General features: G+C 35.3%; 21 protein-coding genes. 10 read left to right on the top strand and 11 right to left on the bottom strand.

Going from position 1 to position 21,947, the window contains the following annotated elements; genetic code table 11:
* Positions 1-7 precede the first annotated feature (7 nt).
* From YQ22_RS11455 to YQ22_RS11445, 3 genes are read left to right on the top strand one after another with little or no spacing between them, the layout of a single operon-like run.
* Positions 8-1,066, top strand: a complete 1,059-nt coding sequence (locus YQ22_RS11455) for a 3-oxoacyl-ACP synthase III family protein (RefSeq protein ID WP_071341308.1) — start codon at positions 8-10, stop codon at positions 1,064-1,066.
* A gap of 2 nt (positions 1,067-1,068) precedes the next feature.
* The gene (locus tag YQ22_RS11450) at positions 1,069-1,590 is read left to right on the top strand and encodes a methyltransferase (RefSeq protein ID WP_071341307.1); all 522 of its coding nucleotides are present in this window, start codon (positions 1,069-1,071) and stop codon (positions 1,588-1,590) included.
* A 14-nt stretch (positions 1,591-1,604) separates the two neighbouring features.
* Positions 1,605-2,459, top strand: coding sequence for a glycosyltransferase family 2 protein (locus YQ22_RS11445; RefSeq protein WP_071341306.1), 855 nt, complete (start codon positions 1,605-1,607; stop codon positions 2,457-2,459).
* Positions 2,460-2,509: 50 nt separating this feature from the next.
* On the opposite strand, the gene YQ22_RS11440 is transcribed toward YQ22_RS11445, so the two are convergent.
* The 7 genes from YQ22_RS11440 to YQ22_RS11410 all read right to left on the bottom strand — a co-directional run bounded on the left by YQ22_RS11440 (position 2,510) and on the right by YQ22_RS11410 (position 9,720).
* The gene (locus YQ22_RS11440) at positions 2,510-3,019 is read right to left on the bottom strand and encodes an OmpH family outer membrane protein (protein WP_071341305.1); all 510 of its coding nucleotides are present in this window, start codon (positions 3,017-3,019) and stop codon (positions 2,510-2,512) included.
* A 52-nt stretch (positions 3,020-3,071) separates the two neighbouring features.
* The gene (locus YQ22_RS11435; RefSeq protein ID WP_071341304.1) at positions 3,072-3,923 is read right to left on the bottom strand and encodes an OmpH family outer membrane protein; all 852 of its coding nucleotides are present in this window, start codon (positions 3,921-3,923) and stop codon (positions 3,072-3,074) included.
* A 103-nt stretch (positions 3,924-4,026) separates the two neighbouring features.
* Complete coding sequence (locus tag YQ22_RS11430; RefSeq protein WP_071341303.1) at positions 4,027-6,627, bottom strand: BamA/OMP85 family outer membrane protein; 2,601 nt, start codon at positions 6,625-6,627, stop codon at positions 4,027-4,029.
* Positions 6,628-6,631: 4 nt separating this feature from the next.
* Positions 6,632-7,372, bottom strand: coding sequence for an isoprenyl transferase (locus YQ22_RS11425; RefSeq protein WP_058103889.1), 741 nt, complete (start codon positions 7,370-7,372; stop codon positions 6,632-6,634).
* Positions 7,373-7,380: 8 nt separating this feature from the next.
* Entirely contained in the window at positions 7,381-8,067 is a 687-nt protein-coding gene (locus YQ22_RS11420; RefSeq protein WP_058103890.1) for a type IX secretion system protein PorG, read from the bottom strand.
* 113 nt (positions 8,068-8,180) lie between these two features.
* Positions 8,181-9,062, bottom strand: coding sequence for an NAD kinase (locus YQ22_RS11415; RefSeq protein WP_071342570.1), 882 nt, complete (start codon positions 9,060-9,062; stop codon positions 8,181-8,183).
* Position 9,063: 1 nt separating this feature from the next.
* Positions 9,064-9,720 (bottom strand): CBS domain-containing protein, encoded by a 657-nt coding sequence (locus tag YQ22_RS11410; protein WP_071341302.1) that lies wholly within the window; start codon positions 9,718-9,720, stop codon positions 9,064-9,066.
* A 92-nt stretch (positions 9,721-9,812) separates the two neighbouring features.
* On the opposite strand from YQ22_RS11410, the gene YQ22_RS11405 reads away from it, so the two are divergent.
* The 6 genes from YQ22_RS11405 to clpX all read left to right on the top strand — a co-directional run bounded on the left by YQ22_RS11405 (position 9,813) and on the right by clpX (position 15,188).
* Positions 9,813-10,526 carry a pyridoxine 5'-phosphate synthase gene (locus tag YQ22_RS11405; protein ID WP_071341301.1) on the top strand — a complete coding sequence of 238 codons (714 nt, stop codon included), beginning with the start codon at positions 9,813-9,815 and terminating at the stop codon, positions 10,524-10,526.
* Positions 10,523-11,299 carry an alpha/beta fold hydrolase gene (locus tag YQ22_RS11400; RefSeq protein WP_071341300.1) on the top strand — a complete coding sequence of 259 codons (777 nt, stop codon included), beginning with the start codon at positions 10,523-10,525 and terminating at the stop codon, positions 11,297-11,299. Before YQ22_RS11405 ends, YQ22_RS11400 begins: the two co-directional genes overlap by 4 nt.
* A gap of 27 nt (positions 11,300-11,326) precedes the next feature.
* On the top strand, positions 11,327-11,674 hold the full coding sequence (locus YQ22_RS18950; protein ID WP_074672087.1) for a phage holin family protein: 348 nt from the start codon (positions 11,327-11,329) through the stop codon (positions 11,672-11,674).
* 100 nt (positions 11,675-11,774) lie between these two features.
* A complete protein-coding gene (tig, locus tag YQ22_RS11390) occupies positions 11,775-13,097 on the top strand; it encodes a trigger factor (RefSeq protein ID WP_071341299.1) in 1,323 nt (440 codons plus the stop codon).
* An 87-nt stretch (positions 13,098-13,184) separates the two neighbouring features.
* A complete protein-coding gene (gene clpP / locus YQ22_RS11385; protein WP_058103896.1) occupies positions 13,185-13,865 on the top strand; it encodes an ATP-dependent Clp endopeptidase proteolytic subunit ClpP in 681 nt (226 codons plus the stop codon).
* Between the two features lie 87 nt (positions 13,866-13,952).
* Entirely contained in the window at positions 13,953-15,188 is a 1,236-nt protein-coding gene (clpX, locus tag YQ22_RS11380) for an ATP-dependent Clp protease ATP-binding subunit ClpX (RefSeq protein WP_058103897.1), read from the top strand.
* Between the two features lie 79 nt (positions 15,189-15,267).
* On the opposite strand, the gene YQ22_RS11375 is transcribed toward clpX, so the two are convergent.
* Positions 15,268-15,828, bottom strand: coding sequence for an alpha/beta hydrolase (locus tag YQ22_RS11375; RefSeq protein WP_058103898.1), 561 nt, complete (start codon positions 15,826-15,828; stop codon positions 15,268-15,270).
* Between the two features lie 251 nt (positions 15,829-16,079).
* Positions 16,080-17,594, bottom strand: coding sequence for a GH3 auxin-responsive promoter family protein (locus YQ22_RS11370; protein ID WP_071341298.1), 1,515 nt, complete (start codon positions 17,592-17,594; stop codon positions 16,080-16,082).
* Between the two features lie 79 nt (positions 17,595-17,673).
* On the opposite strand from YQ22_RS11370, the gene YQ22_RS11365 reads away from it, so the two are divergent.
* Positions 17,674-18,468: a DUF2797 domain-containing protein gene (locus YQ22_RS11365; RefSeq protein WP_071341297.1), complete on the top strand. Its 795-nt coding sequence runs from the start codon at positions 17,674-17,676 to the stop codon at positions 18,466-18,468.
* Here the strand turns inward: YQ22_RS11365 and YQ22_RS11360 are convergent.
* On the bottom strand, positions 18,461-21,196 hold the full coding sequence (locus YQ22_RS11360; RefSeq protein WP_071341296.1) for an AsmA-like C-terminal region-containing protein: 2,736 nt from the start codon (positions 21,194-21,196) through the stop codon (positions 18,461-18,463). The two genes, YQ22_RS11365 and YQ22_RS11360, sit on opposite strands and share 8 nt — an antisense overlap.
* Positions 21,197-21,228: 32 nt before the next feature.
* Entirely contained in the window at positions 21,229-21,945 is a 717-nt protein-coding gene (locus YQ22_RS11355; RefSeq protein WP_071341295.1) for a queuosine precursor transporter, read from the bottom strand.
* Positions 21,946-21,947 lie beyond the last annotated feature (2 nt).

The raw sequence follows: 21,947 nt of genomic DNA, 5'->3' as shown, positions 1-21,947 counted from the left end.
ATTACAGATGAGCATATCAATTACGGGTACGGGTAGCTATATTCCCGAACTCAAAGTTTCCAATAAAGATTTTAATGACCACCATTTTTTAAACCTAGACGGCACAGCGTTCAAGCAAGATAACGAGGTCATTATTAAGAAATTTAAAGCCATTACCGGTATTGAAGAAAGAAGATATGCCCCAAAAGAGTATAACGCATCGGACCTTGCATTTTTTGCAGCAGAAAAAGCCATAAACAATGCACAGCTAGACAAAGAAACCCTAGACTATATTATTGTTGCGCATAATTTCGGTGACCTAAAGGAAGGCTATATACAAGGTGACACTTTACCTAGTTTGGCCACAAGGGTGAAACATAAATTAAAGATCAACAATCCCAAATGTGTGGCCTATGATCTGATCTTTGGTTGCCCAGGTTGGTTAGAAGGTATGATTCAAGCTAACGCTTTTATAAAAAGTGGTATAGCCAATAAATGTATGGTAATAGGTGCTGAAACGTTATCAAGAATAGTTGACGACTACGATCGGGACTCCATGATCTATGCAGATGGTGCAGGAGCCACCATAGTTGAAAGATCAGATGACGGAGGTGAAATTATCGCCCACGAATCTGCCACCTACGCCAATGATGAAGCCAATTTCCTTTTCTTTGGCGACACCTATAATAAAGAAGATGAAAAAAAGGCATACTATATTAAAATGTACGGTAGAAAAATCTATGAGTTTGCCGTTACCAACGTACCATCAGCAATGGCTTCATGCTTAGATAGTAGCGGTATAAAAATTGACGAAGTAAAAAAGATTTTTATTCACCAAGCCAACGAAAAAATGGATGAAGCCATAGTAAAACGCTTCTACAAAATATATGATAAAGAAATGCCGGAAGGCATTATGCCAATGAGTATATCCAAGCTTGGCAATAGCTCAGTGGCAACCATACCAACACTATTTGATATGGTTAAAGCAGGTAAATTAGAAAATCAGGAAATTAAAAAGGGAGATGTTGTTATCTTTGCTAGTGTTGGCGCCGGAATGAACGTCAATGCAATGGTATACAGAATTTAAACATGTACGAAAACAACTTTCCGAACAAACGCTATAAACATACTCTTCAGTTTTTACGAAAACATATTGACCCCTCTGAATCTATTCTGGATTTAGGGGTCGAAAATCCGTTTACTGAGATAATGCGCCAAGATGGTTACCACGTTACTAATACCAAAGGCGAAGATTTAGATTTCAATTTTGATGCCGTTACCAAAACAAATGCAGATGTTCTAACAGCTTTTGAAATTTTTGAACATCTTTTGGCCCCATTACACTTATTGAACAATACAACTTCCAAAAAATTAGTGGCCAGTATACCATTGAAACTATGGTTTTCACCAGCATACAGAAGCAAGACCGATAAATGGGACCGACATTACCACGAATTTGAAGATTGGCAATTTGATTGGCTTCTAGAAAAAGCAGGTTGGGAAATTCAAGATTCTATGAAGTGGACCAATCCTGTAAAGAAACTTGGTTTTAGACCATTTTTAAGGCTATTTACGCCAAGGTATTATATTGTGTACGCTACACGAAAATAAGGCACCTATAAACTATGGATTACTACGTGGTGATACCCATACATAATGAAGAGGATTTTCTACCGAAAACCTTAGACTCCGTTCTGGAGCAAACATTAGCACCCAAGAAAGTAATTCTTGTCAATGACAATTCTACTGATAATACTGAAAATATCATAAATGAATACACACATAAAAGTAGTGTTTTCAAAAAAATAAATTCACTATCATCAGCTCAGCATATGCCAGGAAGTAAGGTGGTAAATGCTTTCAACAAAGGTTTGGAACAGCTTGATGAAAATTACAACTTTATAGTAAAACTAGATGCCGATCTAATTTTGCCCTCCAATTATTTTGAAACCATCAGTAATCATTTCAAACTAAAGAAAAATTTAGGGATTTGTGGCGGATTCATTTATGAGCAAAAAAATAACGGAGAATGGGTTTTAAACCATCCTATGGACAAAGACCACATTAGAGGTGCCATAAAAGCATATTCCAAAGATTGTTTTAAGGCAATAGGAGGCTTAAAAAATGCCATGGGCTGGGATACCGTAGATGAACTATTAGCGCGATATAACGGCTTTACATTGCACACGGATGATGAACTCAAGGTAAAGCATTTAAGATCCACAGGAAAAGCCTATAACGCCAAAGCTAAAAGGTTACAGGGAAAAGCAATGTATAGTATGCGTTATGGAATTATAATCACAACTATTGCCTCTTTGAAAATGGCCTTGAAGAACAATTCCATTAAATCATTCTGGAATAATATGGCCGGCTACAAAAATGCCAGTAAAAACAACAATAATTATTTGGTCACAGAAGAAGAAGGTAAGTTTATCAGAAACCTACGCTGGACAAATATTAAAAGAAAAATAGGAGTATAAAAAAAGCCATCTAAATTAGATGGCTTTTTCTTTATTATCATGATTTCTATTTAGAAACCTAATTGTTTTTTAACATCTGGTAAAAGATCTTTACCTTTTGCAACGATCAAACCACCGCCTGCTTGTGCATCAATTACGTAGTCGAACCCTTGCGCTGCGGCAACTTTTTCAATAGCAGCTTTCGCTTTTTCTGAAATTGGAGCAAACAATTCTGCCTGCTTCTTTTGGAATTCTTGCTGAGCAGCTTGTTGCGCCTCACCAATATTCTTTTCATAGCCTTGTAACTCTACTGCTCTTTTATCATTCTCTTCCTTTGACTTAGAAGCTGCTTCATTTTGATATTGAGTAAATTTGTTACGCAATTCTGTCATTGAAGCTTGAATATCGGCATTATAAGTTTCTTGTAATTTCTTAAGCTCTGCTTCTGCAGCTTTCATTTCTGGCATTGCAGACAATAATTGAGTAACATCTATGTGAGCTACTTTACTTTGGGCATTTACAAAACTTGTCGTTGCTACGAACAACAATAAGGCTACCACAATTTGTTTTACTTGTTTCATGAGTGTAATTTTAATTCAATTTTGAGTGTTAATGTGCGGTCGTTAAACCTATTTAAATAGTACCGTTATCATCTTTTTCGGTATCGCTATTTTCTTCTTCTTTATTATCGTTTCTTTCCTTTAACTTTTCTTGTCTTTTAGCCTCGCGCTCCTCCAATAATTTCTTTCTTCTTTCCTCGTAGGCTTTTTTACGCTCTTCACGTAATTTCAATTGTTCCGCTTTGGCATCTGCTGCACTTTTCTCCCTAGTTTCAGCAGCTTGTGCCGCTTTATCTAAACGCTCTTGCAAAGCTTCACTAATTTCTTCCTCTTCTTCGCCCTCAAATTCATCTAATCTACTACGATCATTTGACTTTTTAGCAGGTTTGCTAATTTTTCTTGTTCTAGCAATACCCCTAAGCACTAAATCACTAATATCATGCCTTTTTTCGGAATACAACATTACAACATCCGCAGATTTATCAAAAATAAAATCATACTTTTTATTAGCTCCAATTTTCTGAACTTCATTGAACACTTGATCTTGTATAGGCTGAATCAACCTTCTTTTTTGCAACACCAAGTCCCCTTGAGGTCCAAAACGATCTTGTTGGTACTCGATCATTTCACGTTCCAAAATCTGAATTTCTTCTTCCCGTTCTTCTATAAGTTCAGGTGTTAATAGCACTTTCTCTGCCATTAAATCCTTTTTCATTTGCTCAACAATACTCTGCTTCTGCTCTACTTCAACTTTCCAACGTTGCACTTTAGTCTCTAACTGTTCTGTTGCCTCTCTGTACTCCTCTACATTTTGCAAGATGTACTCCATATCCACATAAGCCATTCTTACACCACGTTGGGCAAAACCCTGTATTGTCATACATATGACCGATACAACTAATAGAACTTTTCTTTTTGTACTCATTGTTAATCTCGTTTAATCCTATAGAAAATATCGTGCCAAAATTACTAAATCTTTTAAAATTAAAGGATTAGCAAAAAGCACAATGATAATAATTCAATGAAAATTAAAACTGTTGACCAATGATGAAGTGCGTTTGCCATCCGCTTGGCCCTTGCCCTGCAGAAGTTGGCACAAGATCTTCGTCAAATCCGTAACCAAAATCAATACCCAACAATCCAAATGCTGGCATAAAGATACGCAGCCCCACACCGGCCGATCGTTTTAATTCAAACGGATTAAACTCTTGAAAATTGTTGAAGGCATTACCACCTTCTAAAAATGCTAGTCCGTAAATGGATGCAGACGGCTTCAGAGTCAAAGGATATCTAAGTTCTAAAGAGAATTTATTATAGATCAAAGCACCATCGGGTGAAGTTGCCCCTTCAGAATAAGGTGTTATAGATTGATTGTCATAACCTCTTAATTGTACTACATCTCTACCATCTAATGTAAAGTTTCCTAAACCATCACCACCAACATAAAAACGTTCAAAAGGCACATCTCCTACAGCACTATTATAATTACCAAGGAAACCAAATTCAGCATTACTACGCAACACCAATTTATCTACCAAAGTAGTATACCAATCTCCTTTAAATTTAACTTTGTAGTATTCTAACCATCTAAATCTTTCCTGATCTAAATCTTCCAATTCTGCCTGTTCCGTACTAGTTCTACTTGCAGCAGGAATACTTTCTATTTCATTAGATCGATCTTGTAATGATCTATAATCTTTGTTACTAAACAACGACCATGGTGGTGTAAATTTGGCGGACATTTCAAATGTTGATCCGGACATAGGGAATATTCTACTTGGTCCTTGTGAGCTTCTAGAGATACCAAAAGTATACGCTAATGAATTTGCCTTACCATCACCAAAGTTGAATAGACCAATATTATAGTTCCTAAAATCATATAACTGGTAACTTAAGGAATGTGAAATGGTAAAGAAATCATCTGGCCATTGTACACGTTTTGCTAAACCAGCAGTAATACCCGTAATAGAAAATTGTTGATCCTTATCTATATCAATATCACCACTACTATCATAAGAGGCAGCAAATTGCTGTGTTCTAGACATACTAAGGTTAAAACGTACCGGCTTTTTACCACCCAACCATGGCTCGGCAAAGTTTAAGCTATAGACTCTATACGTTTGACTGGCCTGTAAACGTAGCGCAAATGTTTGACCATCACCCATAGGTACCGGCTTATATTTTTCTCCTTTGAATAAATTCTGAATAGAGAAATTACTAAAAGATAATCCTAAAGTACCAATGAAGCCACCGCCACCATAACCACCTTGTAGTTCTATTTGACTTGACCCGGATTCTACCAGACTCCAAGCTAAATCTACAGTACCCTCATTAGGATTGGCGTTCAATACATCTGGAGTAATTTGTTCAGCATCGAAAAAGCCCAACTGACCTAACTCACGAATACTTCTGATAATATCTGCCTTATTATACTTTTGACCTGGTCTTGTACGCAGTTCACGATAGATAACATGGTCATTTGTCTTATCATTACCAGAAACGGTTACATGGTTTAAAAACGTTTCTTTACCTTCTATAATTCTAATTTCAAAATCAATAGTATCATTAGCGGCAGAAATTTCTACAGGATTAATGGTCGAGAACAAATAACCATTATTTTGATACAAACTAGTGACATCATTAGGGTCCGGTTTAGAATTATCCGCTATTCTCTCACGCAATAAAACACCATTATAGGTATCTCCCTTTCTAATACCCAATACTTGATTCAATTGACGATCGGTATAAACGGTATTACCCACAAAATCAATATTACCAAAGTAGTACTTATCGCCTTCTTCCACTTTAATCTTTAAATCGATATTGTTTTCATCGACTTTAATAATAGAATCAGAGATTACCCTAGCATCGCGATATCCATTTTCAGCAAACTTATCAATCAAAAGACCAAGGTCCTCCTCATAATCTTCTTCAATATATTTCGATTTTTTCCAAAAACGACCTAATTTTTTCTGCTTTGTATTCTTTAACGCTTTACGTAATTTTTTATCGGATAATTGCTCATTACCCTCAAAACTAATACTACGAATCTTTACTTTATCACCTTTATTAACGTTTACCACCATATTCTGGGTATTGGTATCCGTTGTATCCTTAGAAGTGGCTATAGTAACCTCGGCATTTAAATAACCTTGCTTCTTATACTTATTAGTAATATAGTTTTTTGAATTGGAAATTAAACTTTCAGTAATTTTCTTTCCTTTTTTTAGATCCGTATCCTTAATAAGACTTTCTACCTTACCTTTTTTAACACCATAAAACTTAACATTGGTCAAGGTAGGTCTTTCAATAATATTCAACTCTAAGAAAACAGTATTCTCCTCTATATTGGTAATGAAAATGTCAATTTCACTAAAAAGTTCTAGACCCCAAAGTTTTTTAATGACTTCACTAATTTGTTCTCCTGGCAACGTTATAGGCTGCCCTACTCTTAAACCTGTATAGGTTTTAACCGTTTGCTCGTTATAACTTTGAAGACCAGTTACATCTAACCCTCCTAAAATATAACTTTTGCCATCTTCATAGGATTGATCCTGTGCAGCTGCAATAAAGGTGGTTAAAAATAAAAGGGTGGTTAAAAATTGGTTCAAGGATATGAACCTAGTCATATCTTTAAGTGAGTTGTTCGCTAGTTTTTCCAAATCTTCGTTCTCTGTTCTGGTAGTTTTTGATGGCCTCCACTAAGTGATGCTCTCTAAAATCAGGCCAATATACATCAATAAAATATAACTCCGCATAAGCTATTTGCCATAATAAAAAATTACTGATCCGATGTTCTCCACTAGTACGGATAAGTAAGTCTACGTCAGGCAAATCATGCGTGTAAAGATGGCTATTTATAATGTCTTGGTCAATGTTTTCAACTGAAATTATATTATTTTTAACTTTGGTACTGATCTCTTTGACCATAGACTGTAGCTCTTCGCGAGCCCCGTAACTTAAGGCAAGGGTCAATGTCATCCCTGTATTTTGCTTAGTTTGCTCCATTACATCTACCAACTCCTTATAAGCTTTTGCAGGCAATGCATCTATGTTGCCAATAGTATTTAAACGTATGTTATTTTTGTTAAAAGTTTTAAGTTCTTTCTTTAAAGATGAGACCAAAAGGCGCATAAGTGTTTGCACTTCTATCTTTGGTCTGTTCCAATTTTCTGTTGAAAATGTATAAAGTGTAAGAAAATCTATTTTTAATTGAGCGCATTGTTCTACAACTATCCTAACGGTCTTCACCCCATGTTCATGACCAAACACCCTTAGTTTACCACGTTCTTTTGCCCATCTACCATTACCGTCCATAATAATAGCAAGGTGCTTTGGAACATTCAGCTTGTCAATTTCGTTACTATCGCTCATCTTTATATTTACTCAAAACAGTCCATACAAGGCTTTCTGCCAAAAGTATAGGTCAAGGTTAATCCAGAAAAAACATACCAGTCATCACTAAAAATATTTCCGAATTGGAATTCCTCAAAGTTAGAACCTTCTGGATTACTACCATCTAAATTATCGGTAAAGGTATACCTAGCCCCTATTTCGCCTCCAAAAATAAGAAACTGATTGATACGATACTTAAAACCAACGGTCATTGGCACCGCAAAACTACCTTCTTTCTGATTTATTTCTTGAAGAACCCCACCATTAAAATACTGGTAATCATATCTAAAGTAAGTAAGACCGGTATATAAATAAGGTGTAAATGCCGGACCCAGTTTGTGCAAATTATATTCAACAAAATTAAACTCTAGCCCAACCGACCCTTCTAAAATAGAATTATCTATGACATAACCTCTTTGCTGCCTTGCCGTGGAACTAGATTTATTGTCATCTGCAGTGAATTTACCGTACGTTAAGCTCCCTCTCCAAGCATATCTTTTACTGATATTCCATTTGAACAATCCGCCAAAAGCAATATCGGAAGGTAAAATATAATTTGTTCTACCTACATCACTTATAGTATTGGCTCCACCAGCAAAAATACCTACTTCATATGTCTGCGATCGCAAACCCGAAAATGAAAGTAAAAGGATCAATAACGTTATATAACGCATAAAATGGGTTTTATGATTATTGGCACTATAGGGCTCTAAAAAACGGGTACCATAATTTTTATGTTCTCAAAGGATAAACAGCAATTGAAAGTATTTATTGTTCTAAAGGAGATTCAATTTCGTCTATCTTCACCCCAAAGCAGCTTATTTCTTAAGGTCTTTAAAAAACTTTCTGAAGTATATTCTATCATTTTAATTGTAAAAGGAGCTTTGCTAATGGTTATCTCTTCACCATTCTCCAAAGAAGCTATTCTAGAGTCTAAGGACACCAAGTGGTTATCTTCCCTACCCGAAACCTTTAACCGAATTACCGTATCATCTGATATTACCAACGGTCTTGCATTTAAGTTATGGGGAGCAATTGGCGTTAACACCAATGATTTAGCAGTAGGCACAATGACAGGACCTCCGCAACTTAATGAATAACCTGTTGAACCTGTTGGTGTAGAAATTATTAAACCGTCTGCCCAATAAGAGGTAAGGTATTCATTATTTAAATAGGTCTCCACTGTAATCATAGAGGTAGTGTCTTTTCTGCTGACCGTAATTTCGTTCAAGGCAAAATTCAAATCCCCGAACTCAACATCCAACTTCTTGGTATTCAGTTGAACCAAACTACGTTCTACCACAGTATACGCCCCTTGCTTAAATTCTTGTACTACTTTACGAACATCTTCTTTCTTAAACGTTGACAAAAATCCCAGTCTACCTGTATTTACACCTACTATAGGTACACCTAAGTCTTTAACAAATGTTGTAGCTCTTAATATGGTACCGTCACCACCAAAACTCACGAACATATCAAAAGTGGCATCCAAACCTTTTTCCATAGTAAATATTGGAAATGTTTCAGATTCATCATGCAACTTATATAGTTCGTAAAAATCTTTCTCTATGGAAACTTCTGCAGATACTTTGTTCAACTCATCTAACAGTTCAATGAGATATTCAATAGCATTATCTTGATAGGTTTGACCGTATACCGCTACTTTCATATTATACATTAAGATATTTATCCAAGTAATCTGATCGTTTTTTCAAATCCTCAAGAAACTCATCATCACTATTACCAAATAAAATATGGTAATTATAACGCCTAAATGTCTGTACTACCTTATTATAGTTATTGGCAGTAATCTTTAAGGTCACCTGTACGATATCATTTTGGGTATCGGTAATAAATCCACCAATGAGTTTGGCATTATTACTCTCTACAATTTGTGCAATTTCACTAAAGGAATAATCCTTAATACCTGTAGCCACTACCAAAATACTACCTGGATCTGTAAAGAAAGGGGTATCAATAAACTCGGCAACAATATCGGTAAGGCAATAGTAACCTACCACCTCTTCTTTTTCGTTCAAAATAGGCAGTAAATTAGCCTCGTTACGGGCAAAAACCTCAAGAACATCAAGCCAATTGGTTTCCCTACGGGCAAAAAAACTTTGAAGCTCATACCTAAAGTCTTCTATTTTTGAGTCCGGCAATAAACCGTCCGCATCAATCTCGGAAAATAAACCTAAAAACCTTCCATCTTCCAATATAGCAATATGGGAATAGGTAGTGTCTTGAAAAAACTCCAATATTTTTTCAGAAGTATCCTTGATATCGAATACCGGTAAGTTCGTAATGATATGTTCTTCAATATGCATAAGCCTATTTATAACGCAAAATAACAATTAATAATATCAAAAGGCGTGCCTTATTTGTATTTTTGATGCTCTTAAAAGGTAAATAAGACACAATGACAAAACTTAGCGTTAACGTTAACAAAATTGCAACTCTTAGAAATGCCCGTGGCGGTAATGTTCCAAATTTACTCAAGGTAGCTACAGACATAGAAAGTTTTGGCGCCCAAGGTATAACCATACACCCAAGACCAGATGAACGGCATATTAGATATCAAGATGCCAGAGATCTAAAAAAAACGGTACAAACAGAATTCAACATAGAAGGCAACCCAATATCAAAATTTATTGATTTGGTAATAGAAGTAAAGCCAGAACAAGTGACGTTAGTACCGGACTCCGTTGATGCAATCACCTCTAATGCAGGTTGGGATACCATAAAACATAAAGAATTTTTAACCGATGTTATAAAAACGTTCAAATCTGCCGGAATCAGAACATCTATTTTCGTAGATCCGGACCCAAAGATGATAGAAGGAGCACAAGTTGTTGGTACCGACCGAATAGAACTTTACACGGAAAGCTATGCCGTTGATTATGAAAAAAGCAAGGAGAAGGCCATACTACCTTTTGTAGAAGCTGCAAAAAAAGCAAATGAACTAGGTTTGGGCATCAATGCAGGTCATGACCTAAGCTTGGACAATATTGAATATTTTGCAAAAAATATTCCTAACTTACTAGAGGTATCCATTGGCCATGCGCTAATTAGCGAAGCACTTTATTTAGGGCTGGACAATGTAGTAAACATGTATTTACAAAGATTAAAATGAAACAGATATTACATTCTGTAATTTTAGGCGAAGGCAAACCCCTATGTATTTTACACGGTTTCCTGGGCATGCTAGATAATTGGAAATCATTAGGAGCTCAGTATGCAGAAAATGGGTTCTGCGTACACCTAATAGACCAAAGAAATCACGGCAAAAGCTTTCATTCACCAGATTTCAACTATGACATTTTAGCCAACGATTTTTTAAATTATTTAGATGCGCATACAATTGAAACCACTGCTTTAATTGGACATTCAATGGGTGGTAAGACCGCCATGCAATTTGCATGCACCTATCCTGAGCGTATTAGCCAATTATTAATTGCCGATATAGCACCAAAATACTATCCTCCACATCATCAAGATATCATTAACGGTCTAAATGCCATTGACACTACTAATTTAAAATCCAGAAAAGATGCCGACGAACAATTAAAAAAGCATTTAGCAAACCCTGGTATTCGTCAGTTTTTATTAAAAAATCTTGATAGGGATGAAAATAAAAAACTACGTTTTAAATTTAATCTAGAGGTTTTAAGTGAAAAAATGGAAGATATTGGGGACAATATCAACAGTACGGATAGCTTTGACGGACCCACTTTATTTCTAAGAGGAGACAACTCTGAATATGTCACTAAAAATGATTTTGAAACCATACAAAGACACTTTCCAAAAGCTACTGTTGAAAGTATCGATAATGCTGGGCATTGGCTACATGCGGAAAACCCAGAACAGTTCTTTGAAAAATCAATGAACTTCTTTGACCAAGGCTAAACTTTTAACCCTATAAAATATACTCCTATGAAACTAATTTTGAGAATCCTTTTAAGTGCAATTGCCGTCATCATCTTAGCAAATGTATTACCTAATGTATCCGTAGATAGTTTTATGACCGCGGTCATAGTTGCCGTTGTACTCAGTATACTGAATTTACTGGTAAAACCTATATTGGTAATCCTAACATTACCGGTAACGGTAATAACTTTTGGTCTTTTTTTACTAATCATAAACGCTTTGATCATTCTTTTGGCAGATAACCTCATTGACGGTTTTGCTGTCGGAAACATTTGGTGGGCATTGATTTTTAGCCTCTTGCTATCATTTTTACAATCAATCTTTTTTTCGTTGTTAAAAGAAGACAAGTCATAGTTGCTTGTGATTTGAAATTCAATACTTTAAAAAATTGGTTGACTTTGCAAAATGTAGTATTTTTGCATCCCATTTTACACATGCAAATAGATATTAAGGAATGAATATTACGAAAGAGCAGATAGACGATTTAAATGCAGTAGTTAAAGTTGCTATCACAAAAGAAGATTACCAAGATAAGGTAGACACCATTTTAAAGGATTATAAGAAGCAAGCTAATATTCCTGGTTTTAGAAAAGGCCAAGTTCCTATGGGGCTTATAAAGAAGCAATATGGTAAAGCTGTATTGGTAGATGAGGTCAACAAATTATTACAAGACAATCTTAACAAATATCTTACAGAAGAAAAATTAGATGTTCTTGGTAACCCATTACCAAAACAACAAGACAATTTTGACTGGGACCAAGATGAATTGGCGTTTGAGTTTGAATTAGGGCTTGCACCTGATTTTGAGGTTTCCTTGAAGACCAAAAAAGCAATAACCCAATACAAAATTGTAGCTGACGATAAAATGGTCAACGAGCAAGTTGAGCGTATTCAAAAACAATACGGTAAACTAGTCAGTAAAGATGAGGTTAGCAAAAACGATGAAGTAAGTGGTACTTTTTTCAATGAAGCTGAAGAGATCGATAGCAAAACAATGATCGAAACGGACAAATTGAAAAGCAAAAAAGCTTTAGATGCTTTAAAAGGTAAAAAAGTAGGCGATGTTGTTACACTAAAAACCAAAGGTCTATTTAAAGAAGATCATATGCTATCTAGCGCTTTAGGTATTGACAAGCAAAAAGCCGAAGCATTGGATACCGAAGTTACCTTTACTATATCGGAAATTAACGAAAGAGAAGCTGCAGAATTGAACCAAGAGCTTTTCGATAAGCTTTTTGGTCCTGATAGCGTAAAATCTGAAAAGGAATTAAAAGAGCGTATTAAGGAAGATTCAGAAAAGCAATTTGAGCAACAGGCAGATCAAAAATTATTGAACGATGTTACTGAATACTTTATAGAAAACACCAAATTTGAACTACCTACAGGTTTCTTGACCAAGTGGATTCAAATGACCGGTGAAGAACCATTATCTAAAGAGCAAGCAGCTGAAGAGTATGCAAAATCAGAAAAAGGATTGCGTTACCAACTAATTGAAGGTAAAATAATTCGCGATAATGAGTTGCAAGTTCAGTTTGACGAATTGAAAGAATTCTCTAAAGGATTTATTCGTTCTCAAATGGCACAATTTGGTCAATTAGATCCAAAAGAAGAGGAGTTAGATTCTATAGCTGCCCGTGTTTTAGGTAACCAAGATGAAGTAAAAAGACTGTCTGAACAATTGATGAGTCAAAAATTATTGAATCTTTACAAAGAAAAGGCAAACCTTAAGACTAAGGAGGTTACCTATGAAAATTTCGTGAAAGAAGTTTACGGATAATTCCAAACAATAAATTAAGTATCTTTACGGTGCCGGAAATATAATTTTCGGCACCTTTTTTTACTCAAAAATATAGACATACAATTTATGGATTACGGAAAAGAATTCAAGAATTTCGCTATAAACGACCAAGGAATCAGCAGCACATATTACGATTCTATAATGAGCAGCATGTACCCAACGAACATGACGCCGAACATTATTGAAGAACGTTCTATGAATATTGTGGCAATGGACGTTTATTCGCGTTTAATGATGGACCGCATCATTTTTATGGGAACCGGTATCAATGATCAGGTTGCCAACATTATACAAGCACAATTATTGTTTTTGGCCAGTGTAGATGCCAAGAAGGATATTCAAATTTACATTAACTCACCTGGAGGCAGTGTGTATGCAGGTTTAGGTATTTATGATACCATGCAGTTTATCTCTCCAGATGTAGCAACAATATGTACAGGTATGGCAGCATCAATGGGTGCCGTATTATTATGTGCAGGAGAAAAAGGAAAACGTAGTGGTTTACAGCATTCACGTGTTATGATCCACCAACCTTTAGGTGGTGCACAAGGTCAAGCCAGTGATATTGAAATTACGGCTAGAGAAATCTTAAAATTAAAAGATGAGCTTTACCAGATCATTGCTGAACACTCTGGTACAGATATCGAAAAAGTACGTGAAGATAGTGATCGTGATTACTGGATGAAGGCAGATGAAGCTCTAAAATACGGTATGATAGATGAAATTTTGGTAAGGGAGAAGAAATAATTTCGACTAACTTATTCAAATTAATAGATGATTTTTAAACCAAAAACGATTTTAAATCGTTTAGGTATAGAATTGAGAAGATAGATAATGGCAAAGGAAAATTTAGAGTGTTCATTTTGCGGCAGAAAAAAACCAGAGACAAACTTGTTGATTGCTGGTCTTGACGCACATATTTGCGACCGTTGTATTGAGCAAGCACATGGTATTGTAGCAGAAGAATCAAAACAAACGAAGACCAACGATCTTTCTTCTGAACTTGTTTTAAAAAAACCACAAGAGATCAAAGAGTTTCTTGACACTTTCATAATTGGTCAAGAACGTACCAAAAAGGTAATGTCTGTTGCAGTTTACAATCATTACAAAAGATTATTACAACCTTCTTCAAAAGAAGATGATGTAGAGATACAAAAAAGTAATATTGTTATGGTTGGTCAGACCGGTACAGGTAAGACCTTAATGGCAAAGACTATTGCCAAATTACTAAATGTACCGTTAGCTATAGTTGATGCTACCGTATTAACCGAAGCTGGTTATGTTGGTGAAGATGTAGAAAGCATTTTGACCCGTCTTTTACAGGCAGCGGATTACAACCTAGAGAAAGCGGAAAGAGGTATTGTTTTTATAGATGAGATTGATAAAATTGCACGTAAAAGCGATAACCCTTCCATTACAAGAGATGTATCTGGTGAAGGTGTTCAACAAGGGTTATTAAAACTTTTAGAAGGCACAACGGTTAATGTTCCGCCTAAGGGAGGAAGAAAACACCCTGATCAAAAGTTCATTGAAGTCAATACCGAGAATATTCTATTCATTGCCGGTGGAGCTTTTGATGGCATAGAACGCGCCATTACCAAAAGGTTAAACATGCAAGCCGTTGGGTACAGCGCATCAAAATCCGACAGTACTTTAGATGATGACAATTTATTACAATATATCATCCCTAAAGATTTAAAGGATTTTGGACTTATTCCTGAAATAATTGGTAGACTACCGGTTCTTACACATATGAATCCGTTAGACAAGAAAACGTTAAGAGCAATTTTAACCGAGCCAAAAAATGCAATCATTAAACAGTATGAAAAACTGTTTGCTATGGATGATATTACTTTTAGTATTACCGACCAAGCATTGGACTACATTGTAGAAAAAGCTATTGAATATAAGCTTGGAGCTAGAGGCTTGCGTTCTTTATGCGAGGCTATTTTCACCGATGCGATGTTTGAAATGCCTAGTTCAGGTGAAACCAATTTTAAGGTAACAAAACCATATGCCGAAGAAATGTTATCTCATGATACCATTAAAAAATTAAAGGCCGTTTCATAATTACCAATGTATATAAACAAAAAAAGGCGAAGATTTTCATCTTCGCTTTTTTTATGCATTATATTCTTTTATAAGATAATTACACCACCTTTTTTTTAACCTGTGGCGCAATCTGTGTTACCTCTTGCAATAAGTCCATACAGACTTTTTTAATGATTTTCTCATCGGTATAAAGTGTATGCCCATAACCTGGCAATACTTCCATTTCAACACCTAGTTTATCACCCCATTCTTCGCTAGGTCTAAACTCGTCATTGGCACCGTATACCAACTGAAAAGGAATATTAGGCCTATCGTTCATTTTTCTGATTCTAGTTGGAGAAACACCATATAAAGATTTAACAGGCAAACCTTTTTTTGCAGCTTCCCAAACTATGGTAGCACCTGTACTAAAAGCTAAATAGTAGCAAGCCTCCGTTTCTTTCTTTAACAAATGAGACACAGCAGTGTCCGTACCACCTTCAATAAAGGCATTATGTACATTTTCTTCTGTTTGGATCAAAATATCCAAATTTGCCAATTGTTGGCTATCATAAAAAGTAATATCAAAATACTGTTGTAGATACCCTAAATAAGACGTAATCCACAATCCTTTTTTAGCGCCCCACATATCTGAAACGATCACTAATTTTTCTGCCATAATAATAGTATTTATAGTATTGGTTAAGTTTTGCTTCAGCAAGTTGTATTAATTATCCTACCAATCCCTATTTAATTGTCTACAGGTTAATATTATCGATGTAGTTCCTAATTTTAGGATTTATAAAAAATGAAACATCAGCGTTTAACTGAAAACAAAGTTTACATTAACATCAGCTAATTTAGAGCAAGTGTTGCCAAAAAATAAAATTTTGTTGTGATTGGACTAATATTTAGTGTGTATAGAGCAAATTACTTGTTCATGAGCAAAAGCTCATCTAAATAATCCCTTTTATTAGACAATCTGGGTATCTTATGCTGCCCGCCAAGTTTGTCATTTTTCTTCAACCAATCATAAAAAAGATTTTTTCTGGCTTCATGAATTATGGGAGCATTCAAAGTAATATTATGAAGTCTCTTTGCTTCATAATCAGAATTAAGAGATTTTAATGCATTATCAAAAATCTCAACAAACGCTTTAAAATTTTCAGGTAGTTTTCTAAATTCCATGATCCACTCATGTGCACCTTTTTCTTTATTGACCATAAAAACCGGTCCGGCAGTGTAGTCCATTATTTCTGCGCCGGTTTTTGCACATGCTATTTTTAAAGCTTCTTCGGCATTTTCAATTATAAGCTCTTCGCCAAATACATTAATATGATGTTTTGTTCTACCGGTAACTTTAATACGATACGGGCTTTTTGAAGTAAAACGTACCGTATCTCCTATTTTATATCGCCACAGACCAGAATTGGTCGTTATAACAATGGCATAGTTTTTACCAAGTTCAATATCCCATAACGGTATAGCTTCTTCATTTAATTCGCCATATATGTTCATAGGTATAAACTCATAAAAAATACCGTAATCTAACATCAGCAGTAAATCGTCTGCACCATTTCTATCCTGAATGGCAAAAAAACCTTCAGAGGCATTATAAATTTCGTAATATCTAAAATTGCTTTTAGGAAGTATCTTTTTGTATTGCTCTTTGTATGGGTTAAAATTTACACCACCGTGAAAATAAACCTCAAGATTTTCCCACACCTGAAATAAATTATCCTTACCTGTTTCCTCTAGCACTTTATTCATAAGCACTAACATCCATGATGGCACACCGGCCAAACTAGTTACGTTTTCATGAACACTTTCATGAATAATGGCCAAAAGCTTACTTTCCCAATCGCTCATTAACGACACCTTGTTACTAGGCGTACTGCTATACTCGGCCCATAAGGGCATGTTATCTATTAGTATGGCAGATAAATCCCCAAACAAAGAACCATTATCCTCGTATAACTCTTTACTACCACCTAAACGAAGGCTTTTACCAGTGAACAGTTGTGAATTTTCATTGTTATTTAAATAAAGACATAAAAGATCTTTACTGGATTTATAGTGACAATCTTCCAAAGCCTCTGCGCTCACCGGTATAAACTTACTTTTAGCATTGGTTGTTCCACTACTCTTGGCAAACAATTTAACTTTGGTTGGCCAAAATAAATTCTGTTCCCCTCTCCGGGTACGTTCAATTATAGGCTGAACTTCCTCGTAAGTAACAATAGGCAATCTTTCTTTAAATTGATTATAAGATTCAATAGATTCAAAATCATAGGTTCTACCCACCTCTGTATCTTCTGCAAATTCCAACAACTGCAACAAAACCTCTTCTTGGACTTCTTCGGGATATTTTAAAAAAAGTTCAATCTGGTGAAATCGCTTTTTAAGCAACCAAGAGGCAATAGAATTAAATAGGGTAATTGGCATTTATAGGTATCTTTGTCTTGCTAAAAGTAGCGTATCTAATTATCATTTTCAAATTGACAAATCAATAAGCTAAATAAACATGCAATACGAAGGAGTACTAAGAAAAATGCAGACCGAAATAGGAAGTCCAATTCAATATTATATGCTTTTTGAGTCCGATTTCCTAAACGTGAACCAAGTACTTGACAAATCGCTGAAAATAGAATTTATAAAACACCAATGCCTTAACTGCGGTAACGACAGACCTATATATAGACAAGGCTTTTGTAGAACATGTTTTTTTGAAATACCATCTGCAGGCGACTGGATCATGCGACCAGAGCTGAGCAAAGCCCATTTAGATCAAGAAGATAGAGATCTAGCTTATGAGAAAAAGGTACAACTACAGCCTCACATTGTTTATTTAGCCAATTCTAGTAATGTTAAGGTTGGTGTCACCAGAAAAGCACAAGTACCTACCAGATGGATCGATCAAGGTGCGCACGAAGCTATTGAAATCGTAGAGGTACCTAACCGTTATTTGGCAGGAATTACCGAAGTTGCCCTAAAAGACCATGTTGGAGACAAAACAAACTGGCGAACCATGCTTACCAATAATGTCGTGGACGAAAATCTACAAGAATGGCGAGAAAAACTCAAACAATACATACCAGAGGAAGCATTGCCGTATTACCTAGAAACCAACAAAGAGACGGAATTAGAATTTCCTGTGTTGCAATACCCAACAAAAGTTATAAGCCTTAACCTTACTAAAACCCCTTCTTTTGAAGGCAAATTAAAAGGTATAAAAGGTCAGTATTTAATTTTTGAAGATAATACTGTATTCAACGTTAGAGGAAGCGAGGGTTACTATGTTGGCTTAACCATTAGTTAGTACTATCTTTTTTCTTACTTCCGAATAGGCCTCCTAAAATATCCTTAGCTTTTTCCTTCACCGCTTCTTTCTCAATTTTAGCAGGGGTAGAATCTTTCTTAACGGTTGTTGCTGTATCTTTTTTTGTAGCTAAAATTCCGCCTAGAATATCTTTTGCGCTTGTTTTGGTCGAAGACGTTTCACCGCTTACAGAATCTTGTGCAGCCTTATTTCCAGAAATTAGACCACCAATAAGATCTTTGGCCTTATCAGTACCTTTATTTATCAACTTTTGCTTTTCAATCTCTATTAATTTACTAGTAAGCGCCTTTACACCTGATGTTAGATCGGTTGTAACAGTTGGGCTGTTATACGCCCCGCCAATACTAGCAACAACGGGAATAGTTAGATCGGTTAAAGAAGCATCATCAATTTTAGCTATAAGTTTGGTAACATCAGACCCAAGATACTTTGCCGGCACCTGTAAAGATGCTTTATAATTCAATTTTTGATCAAAAGAATGGTTACCATCTACATTAATAGCAATATCCTTATAATTCAATGTAAACGGCTTCACCGCAACTACACCATCTTTAAAAGACAATGATGTTTTAATATCTTTTAAATTCAACTGATTTACATCTATAAAATTCAATTTAGAAACAAGAGTGTTTAATACCGGCGCAGATTCAGTATTTACTTCTTCTGTCATGATATCGGCAAATAAATCGCCACTCAGGGACAGTAGGTTCGGCAAAAGATCATCTGTCAAATTCCCTGATAAAGAAATATCCGAGGTTAATTTTCCATTCAACATTTGAGCTATGGGAGCTATTGCTTTAAAAAGATCTACGGAAGCAAAAGTTTCTTGAATACCCAATTGATTTAGATCTAGATTCATGTTAAAAGTAGGAGTTTCCGTTTTAGTAGACACTTGTCCATTAAACCCTATTTTCCCACCAAACATTCCGGCAGACATATTACTTAGTGTTGCCGTTTCATCTTTAATTTTTAAAACACCGGTTACATCGCTTAAGACGATATTATCATATATCACTTTTTTAGCATCTGCATTGATTGTAGCGTCCAAGAATGAAGGGATTTTAATTTTTTCTTCTTCAACCGTATTTCCTCCAGTTGATTCATTTTCACCTGTAGAAGATGTTATCTCTGTCTCGGCAACCATAAAATCGCTTAAAGCAAAAGTATTAGACTTCAAGTTAAAATTACCTTCTACCTTTTCATCGTTGAACATGAAACCTAAAAGGTTGTTTATAGTTCCTGTTGCATCAAAATCCGTTGTACCTGTAGTACCATTCAGGTTGTTTAAGGTAACTGTCTTAGGGTTAAAGGTTAAACGTGCCGCCTTAAACTTTACCGGATTTGCAAGTTCGTCTGAGTTATATTCAAAATCTGTTAAGCTCAAATCTCCTGTAGTACTCGTTTTCTCATATTGCTCTTTTTCTACTGAAGCCATATCAAAAGCAGTTGTAATATCAGCCTTCAACATTCCTTTTAGATTATATTCAGCTGGTACCGGATATGCTTTAGAAATATTGGCCAAGTTCATATTTCCATCCATATGTGCCTTAACCTTTGTATTACCCATAAGCTCGGTAATATTGGAAGTAAGGTTAAACTTATCTTCATCTATCATGAACGATGCTTTGTTGATATTAACGTAAGTGTCTTCAACAATTCCTGTTTTATTGTCTATCTGAACATCAAAAAACACATTTTTAACCGCTTTAGGTAAATCTGGATATTTAAAAGATGCATTATCAGATTTAAGTTCTATGTGAAATTTGGGAATATGGGTTTCATCCACCACTCCGTTAAAATTACCATTTACAGCAAAATCACCTGTTGTGGTCACATTTTCAATATTCTTAGAATAAATTTCCGGTATTACAGCTAAGAAATTTTTAAAATCGGATGACGGAGTTTTGAAAGTTAAATCAACTTCTTGGCTGGTATCGTTCAACTTAACAAAACCATCAAACACCAATGGTAATTGATTGATTAAGGCCTCATTCTTTAAAAAAGAATACTTGTTCTCATTTAAATCTATACCAATCAGTGCATCTAACTTGATCTTATTCTTGTTTAAGTAATTAACACTATCCATTTCCAAAGAAATAAGAGCGTTGGTATGCGTATCCAATTCAGAAGTTGCCAATGACAGGTCTCCTGTACCATTATGTTGAAAATCATCCAATTTAAAAGCTATACCTGTAGAATTATCGGTATAATAAATTCTTGAATTGGTGATTTCATAAGACTGTAGATCAAAAGAAAAACCATCTGTAGAAGTAGGTTCTTCTGCGGTTGTTGTAGCTTCAGAAGCAATGGCAATATCATAATTTACATTCTCTTCTTTATCGACTACAATATTGACCAGAGCCCCCTCTAAATTGATATCATTAATGGCAATAGCATCGCCAGTACTTTTAAACAACTGCATTATCCCCATGGTCAAATCCAAATTATTTGCCTTGAACAAGGTGTCACCTTCAAATGGCGCCTTATTAATTAACACCACATCTTTGAAATTCACTTCTGCATTTGGAAAGCTTTTGACCAAACTTAAGTTTGCCTCAGAAAAATCCAAAGTTGCATTTACATTATTATTCACATTATTTTTAATAATGTCTCCAATTTTAGCCTCTAAGAAAAAAGGTGCCGCTATCAATACAATTAAAATTAGCAATAGAAATACACCTACAATCTTCAATATTTTCTTACCCATAGTATAATTTTATACCGTTTAGTTTACTGTTCTTATTCTAATACGTCTAAATCCAATTCTTCATTTGGCTTTAGATTAAAACGTTTTCTCATTATATATACGAAGAAATAGAGAAAAGGGGTGTCTATAAATGCTATAAAAATCTTAAAAATAAATCCGCTCACTACAAGTCCGAAAAAAAGATTCCAAGGCAATACTTTAAACACACATAATAATGCCACAACGGTAAACGTATCTAGAAATTGTGACAGGAAAGTTGAAAAATTATTACGCAACCATAAATACTTCCCTTTTGTCAATTTTTTCCAAAAATGATAAATGGCAACATCTACATATTGCGCCAACAAATACGCAATCATAGAAGCCAAGACCGCTATTGGCGATAAAGCAAAAACCTGTGTAAATGTAGTATCATCTATAGGCGAGGATGGTATAGCGGGGGCAACCTCAGCTACCAATATTATACCCATGGAAAAGAATGAAGCAAAGATACCTGCCGTAACAATTTGGTTAGCCATTTTTCTACCGTAAATTTCAGATATGAGGTCTGTAATCAAAAATGTAATCGGGTAAGGCAAAATACCCACGGATATTTCAAAAAGTGACACACCAAAAACAGTGAAATCCCCGAAGGGATCCCAATAAAAAAATTTTTGAAAAATCAAGTTGGAGACTACTAGGGAAGTAATAAACAAAGCCCCTAAATACAGATAAATACGGTGTGCTAATTTTCTATCCTTTAAGGTCATAT

Source organism: Maribacter sp. 1_2014MBL_MicDiv, from assembly GCF_001865655.1.
Taxonomy (GTDB): Bacteria; Bacteroidota; Bacteroidia; order Flavobacteriales; family Flavobacteriaceae; genus Maribacter; species Maribacter dokdonensis.
This window is presented reverse-complemented; position numbering and strand designations above follow the sequence as displayed.

Bases quoted from the DNA above. Each gene is read 5' to 3' on its own strand.
- YQ22_RS11455 (WP_071341308.1), top strand. From the start codon at position 8: ATGAGCATATCAATTACGGGTACGGGTAGCTATATTCCCGAACTCAAA.
- YQ22_RS11450 (WP_071341307.1), top strand. From the start codon at position 1,069: ATGTACGAAAACAACTTTCCGAACAAACGCTATAAACATACTCTTCAG.
- YQ22_RS11445 (WP_071341306.1), top strand. From the start codon at position 1,605: ATGGATTACTACGTGGTGATACCCATACATAATGAAGAGGATTTTCTA.
- YQ22_RS11440 (WP_071341305.1), bottom strand. From the start codon at position 3,019: ATGAAACAAGTAAAACAAATTGTGGTAGCCTTATTGTTGTTCGTAGCA.
- YQ22_RS11435 (WP_071341304.1), bottom strand. From the start codon at position 3,923: ATGAGTACAAAAAGAAAAGTTCTATTAGTTGTATCGGTCATATGTATG.
- YQ22_RS11430 (WP_071341303.1), bottom strand. From the start codon at position 6,627: ATGACTAGGTTCATATCCTTGAACCAATTTTTAACCACCCTTTTATTT.
- YQ22_RS11425 (WP_058103889.1), bottom strand. From the start codon at position 7,372: ATGAGCGATAGTAACGAAATTGACAAGCTGAATGTTCCAAAGCACCTT.
- YQ22_RS11420 (WP_058103890.1), bottom strand. From the start codon at position 8,067: ATGCGTTATATAACGTTATTGATCCTTTTACTTTCATTTTCGGGTTTG.
- YQ22_RS11415 (WP_071342570.1), bottom strand. From the start codon at position 9,062: ATGAAAGTAGCGGTATACGGTCAAACCTATCAAGATAATGCTATTGAA.
- YQ22_RS11410 (WP_071341302.1), bottom strand. From the start codon at position 9,720: ATGCATATTGAAGAACATATCATTACGAACTTACCGGTATTCGATATC.
- YQ22_RS11405 (WP_071341301.1), top strand. From the start codon at position 9,813: ATGACAAAACTTAGCGTTAACGTTAACAAAATTGCAACTCTTAGAAAT.
- YQ22_RS11400 (WP_071341300.1), top strand. From the start codon at position 10,523: ATGAAACAGATATTACATTCTGTAATTTTAGGCGAAGGCAAACCCCTA.
- YQ22_RS18950 (WP_074672087.1), top strand. From the start codon at position 11,327: ATGAAACTAATTTTGAGAATCCTTTTAAGTGCAATTGCCGTCATCATC.
- tig (WP_071341299.1), top strand. From the start codon at position 11,775: ATGAATATTACGAAAGAGCAGATAGACGATTTAAATGCAGTAGTTAAA.
- clpP (WP_058103896.1), top strand. From the start codon at position 13,185: ATGGATTACGGAAAAGAATTCAAGAATTTCGCTATAAACGACCAAGGA.
- clpX (WP_058103897.1), top strand. From the start codon at position 13,953: ATGGCAAAGGAAAATTTAGAGTGTTCATTTTGCGGCAGAAAAAAACCA.
- YQ22_RS11375 (WP_058103898.1), bottom strand. From the start codon at position 15,828: ATGGCAGAAAAATTAGTGATCGTTTCAGATATGTGGGGCGCTAAAAAA.
- YQ22_RS11370 (WP_071341298.1), bottom strand. From the start codon at position 17,594: ATGCCAATTACCCTATTTAATTCTATTGCCTCTTGGTTGCTTAAAAAG.
- YQ22_RS11365 (WP_071341297.1), top strand. From the start codon at position 17,674: ATGCAATACGAAGGAGTACTAAGAAAAATGCAGACCGAAATAGGAAGT.
- YQ22_RS11360 (WP_071341296.1), bottom strand. From the start codon at position 21,196: ATGGGTAAGAAAATATTGAAGATTGTAGGTGTATTTCTATTGCTAATT.
- YQ22_RS11355 (WP_071341295.1), bottom strand. From the start codon at position 21,945: ATGACCTTAAAGGATAGAAAATTAGCACACCGTATTTATCTGTATTTA.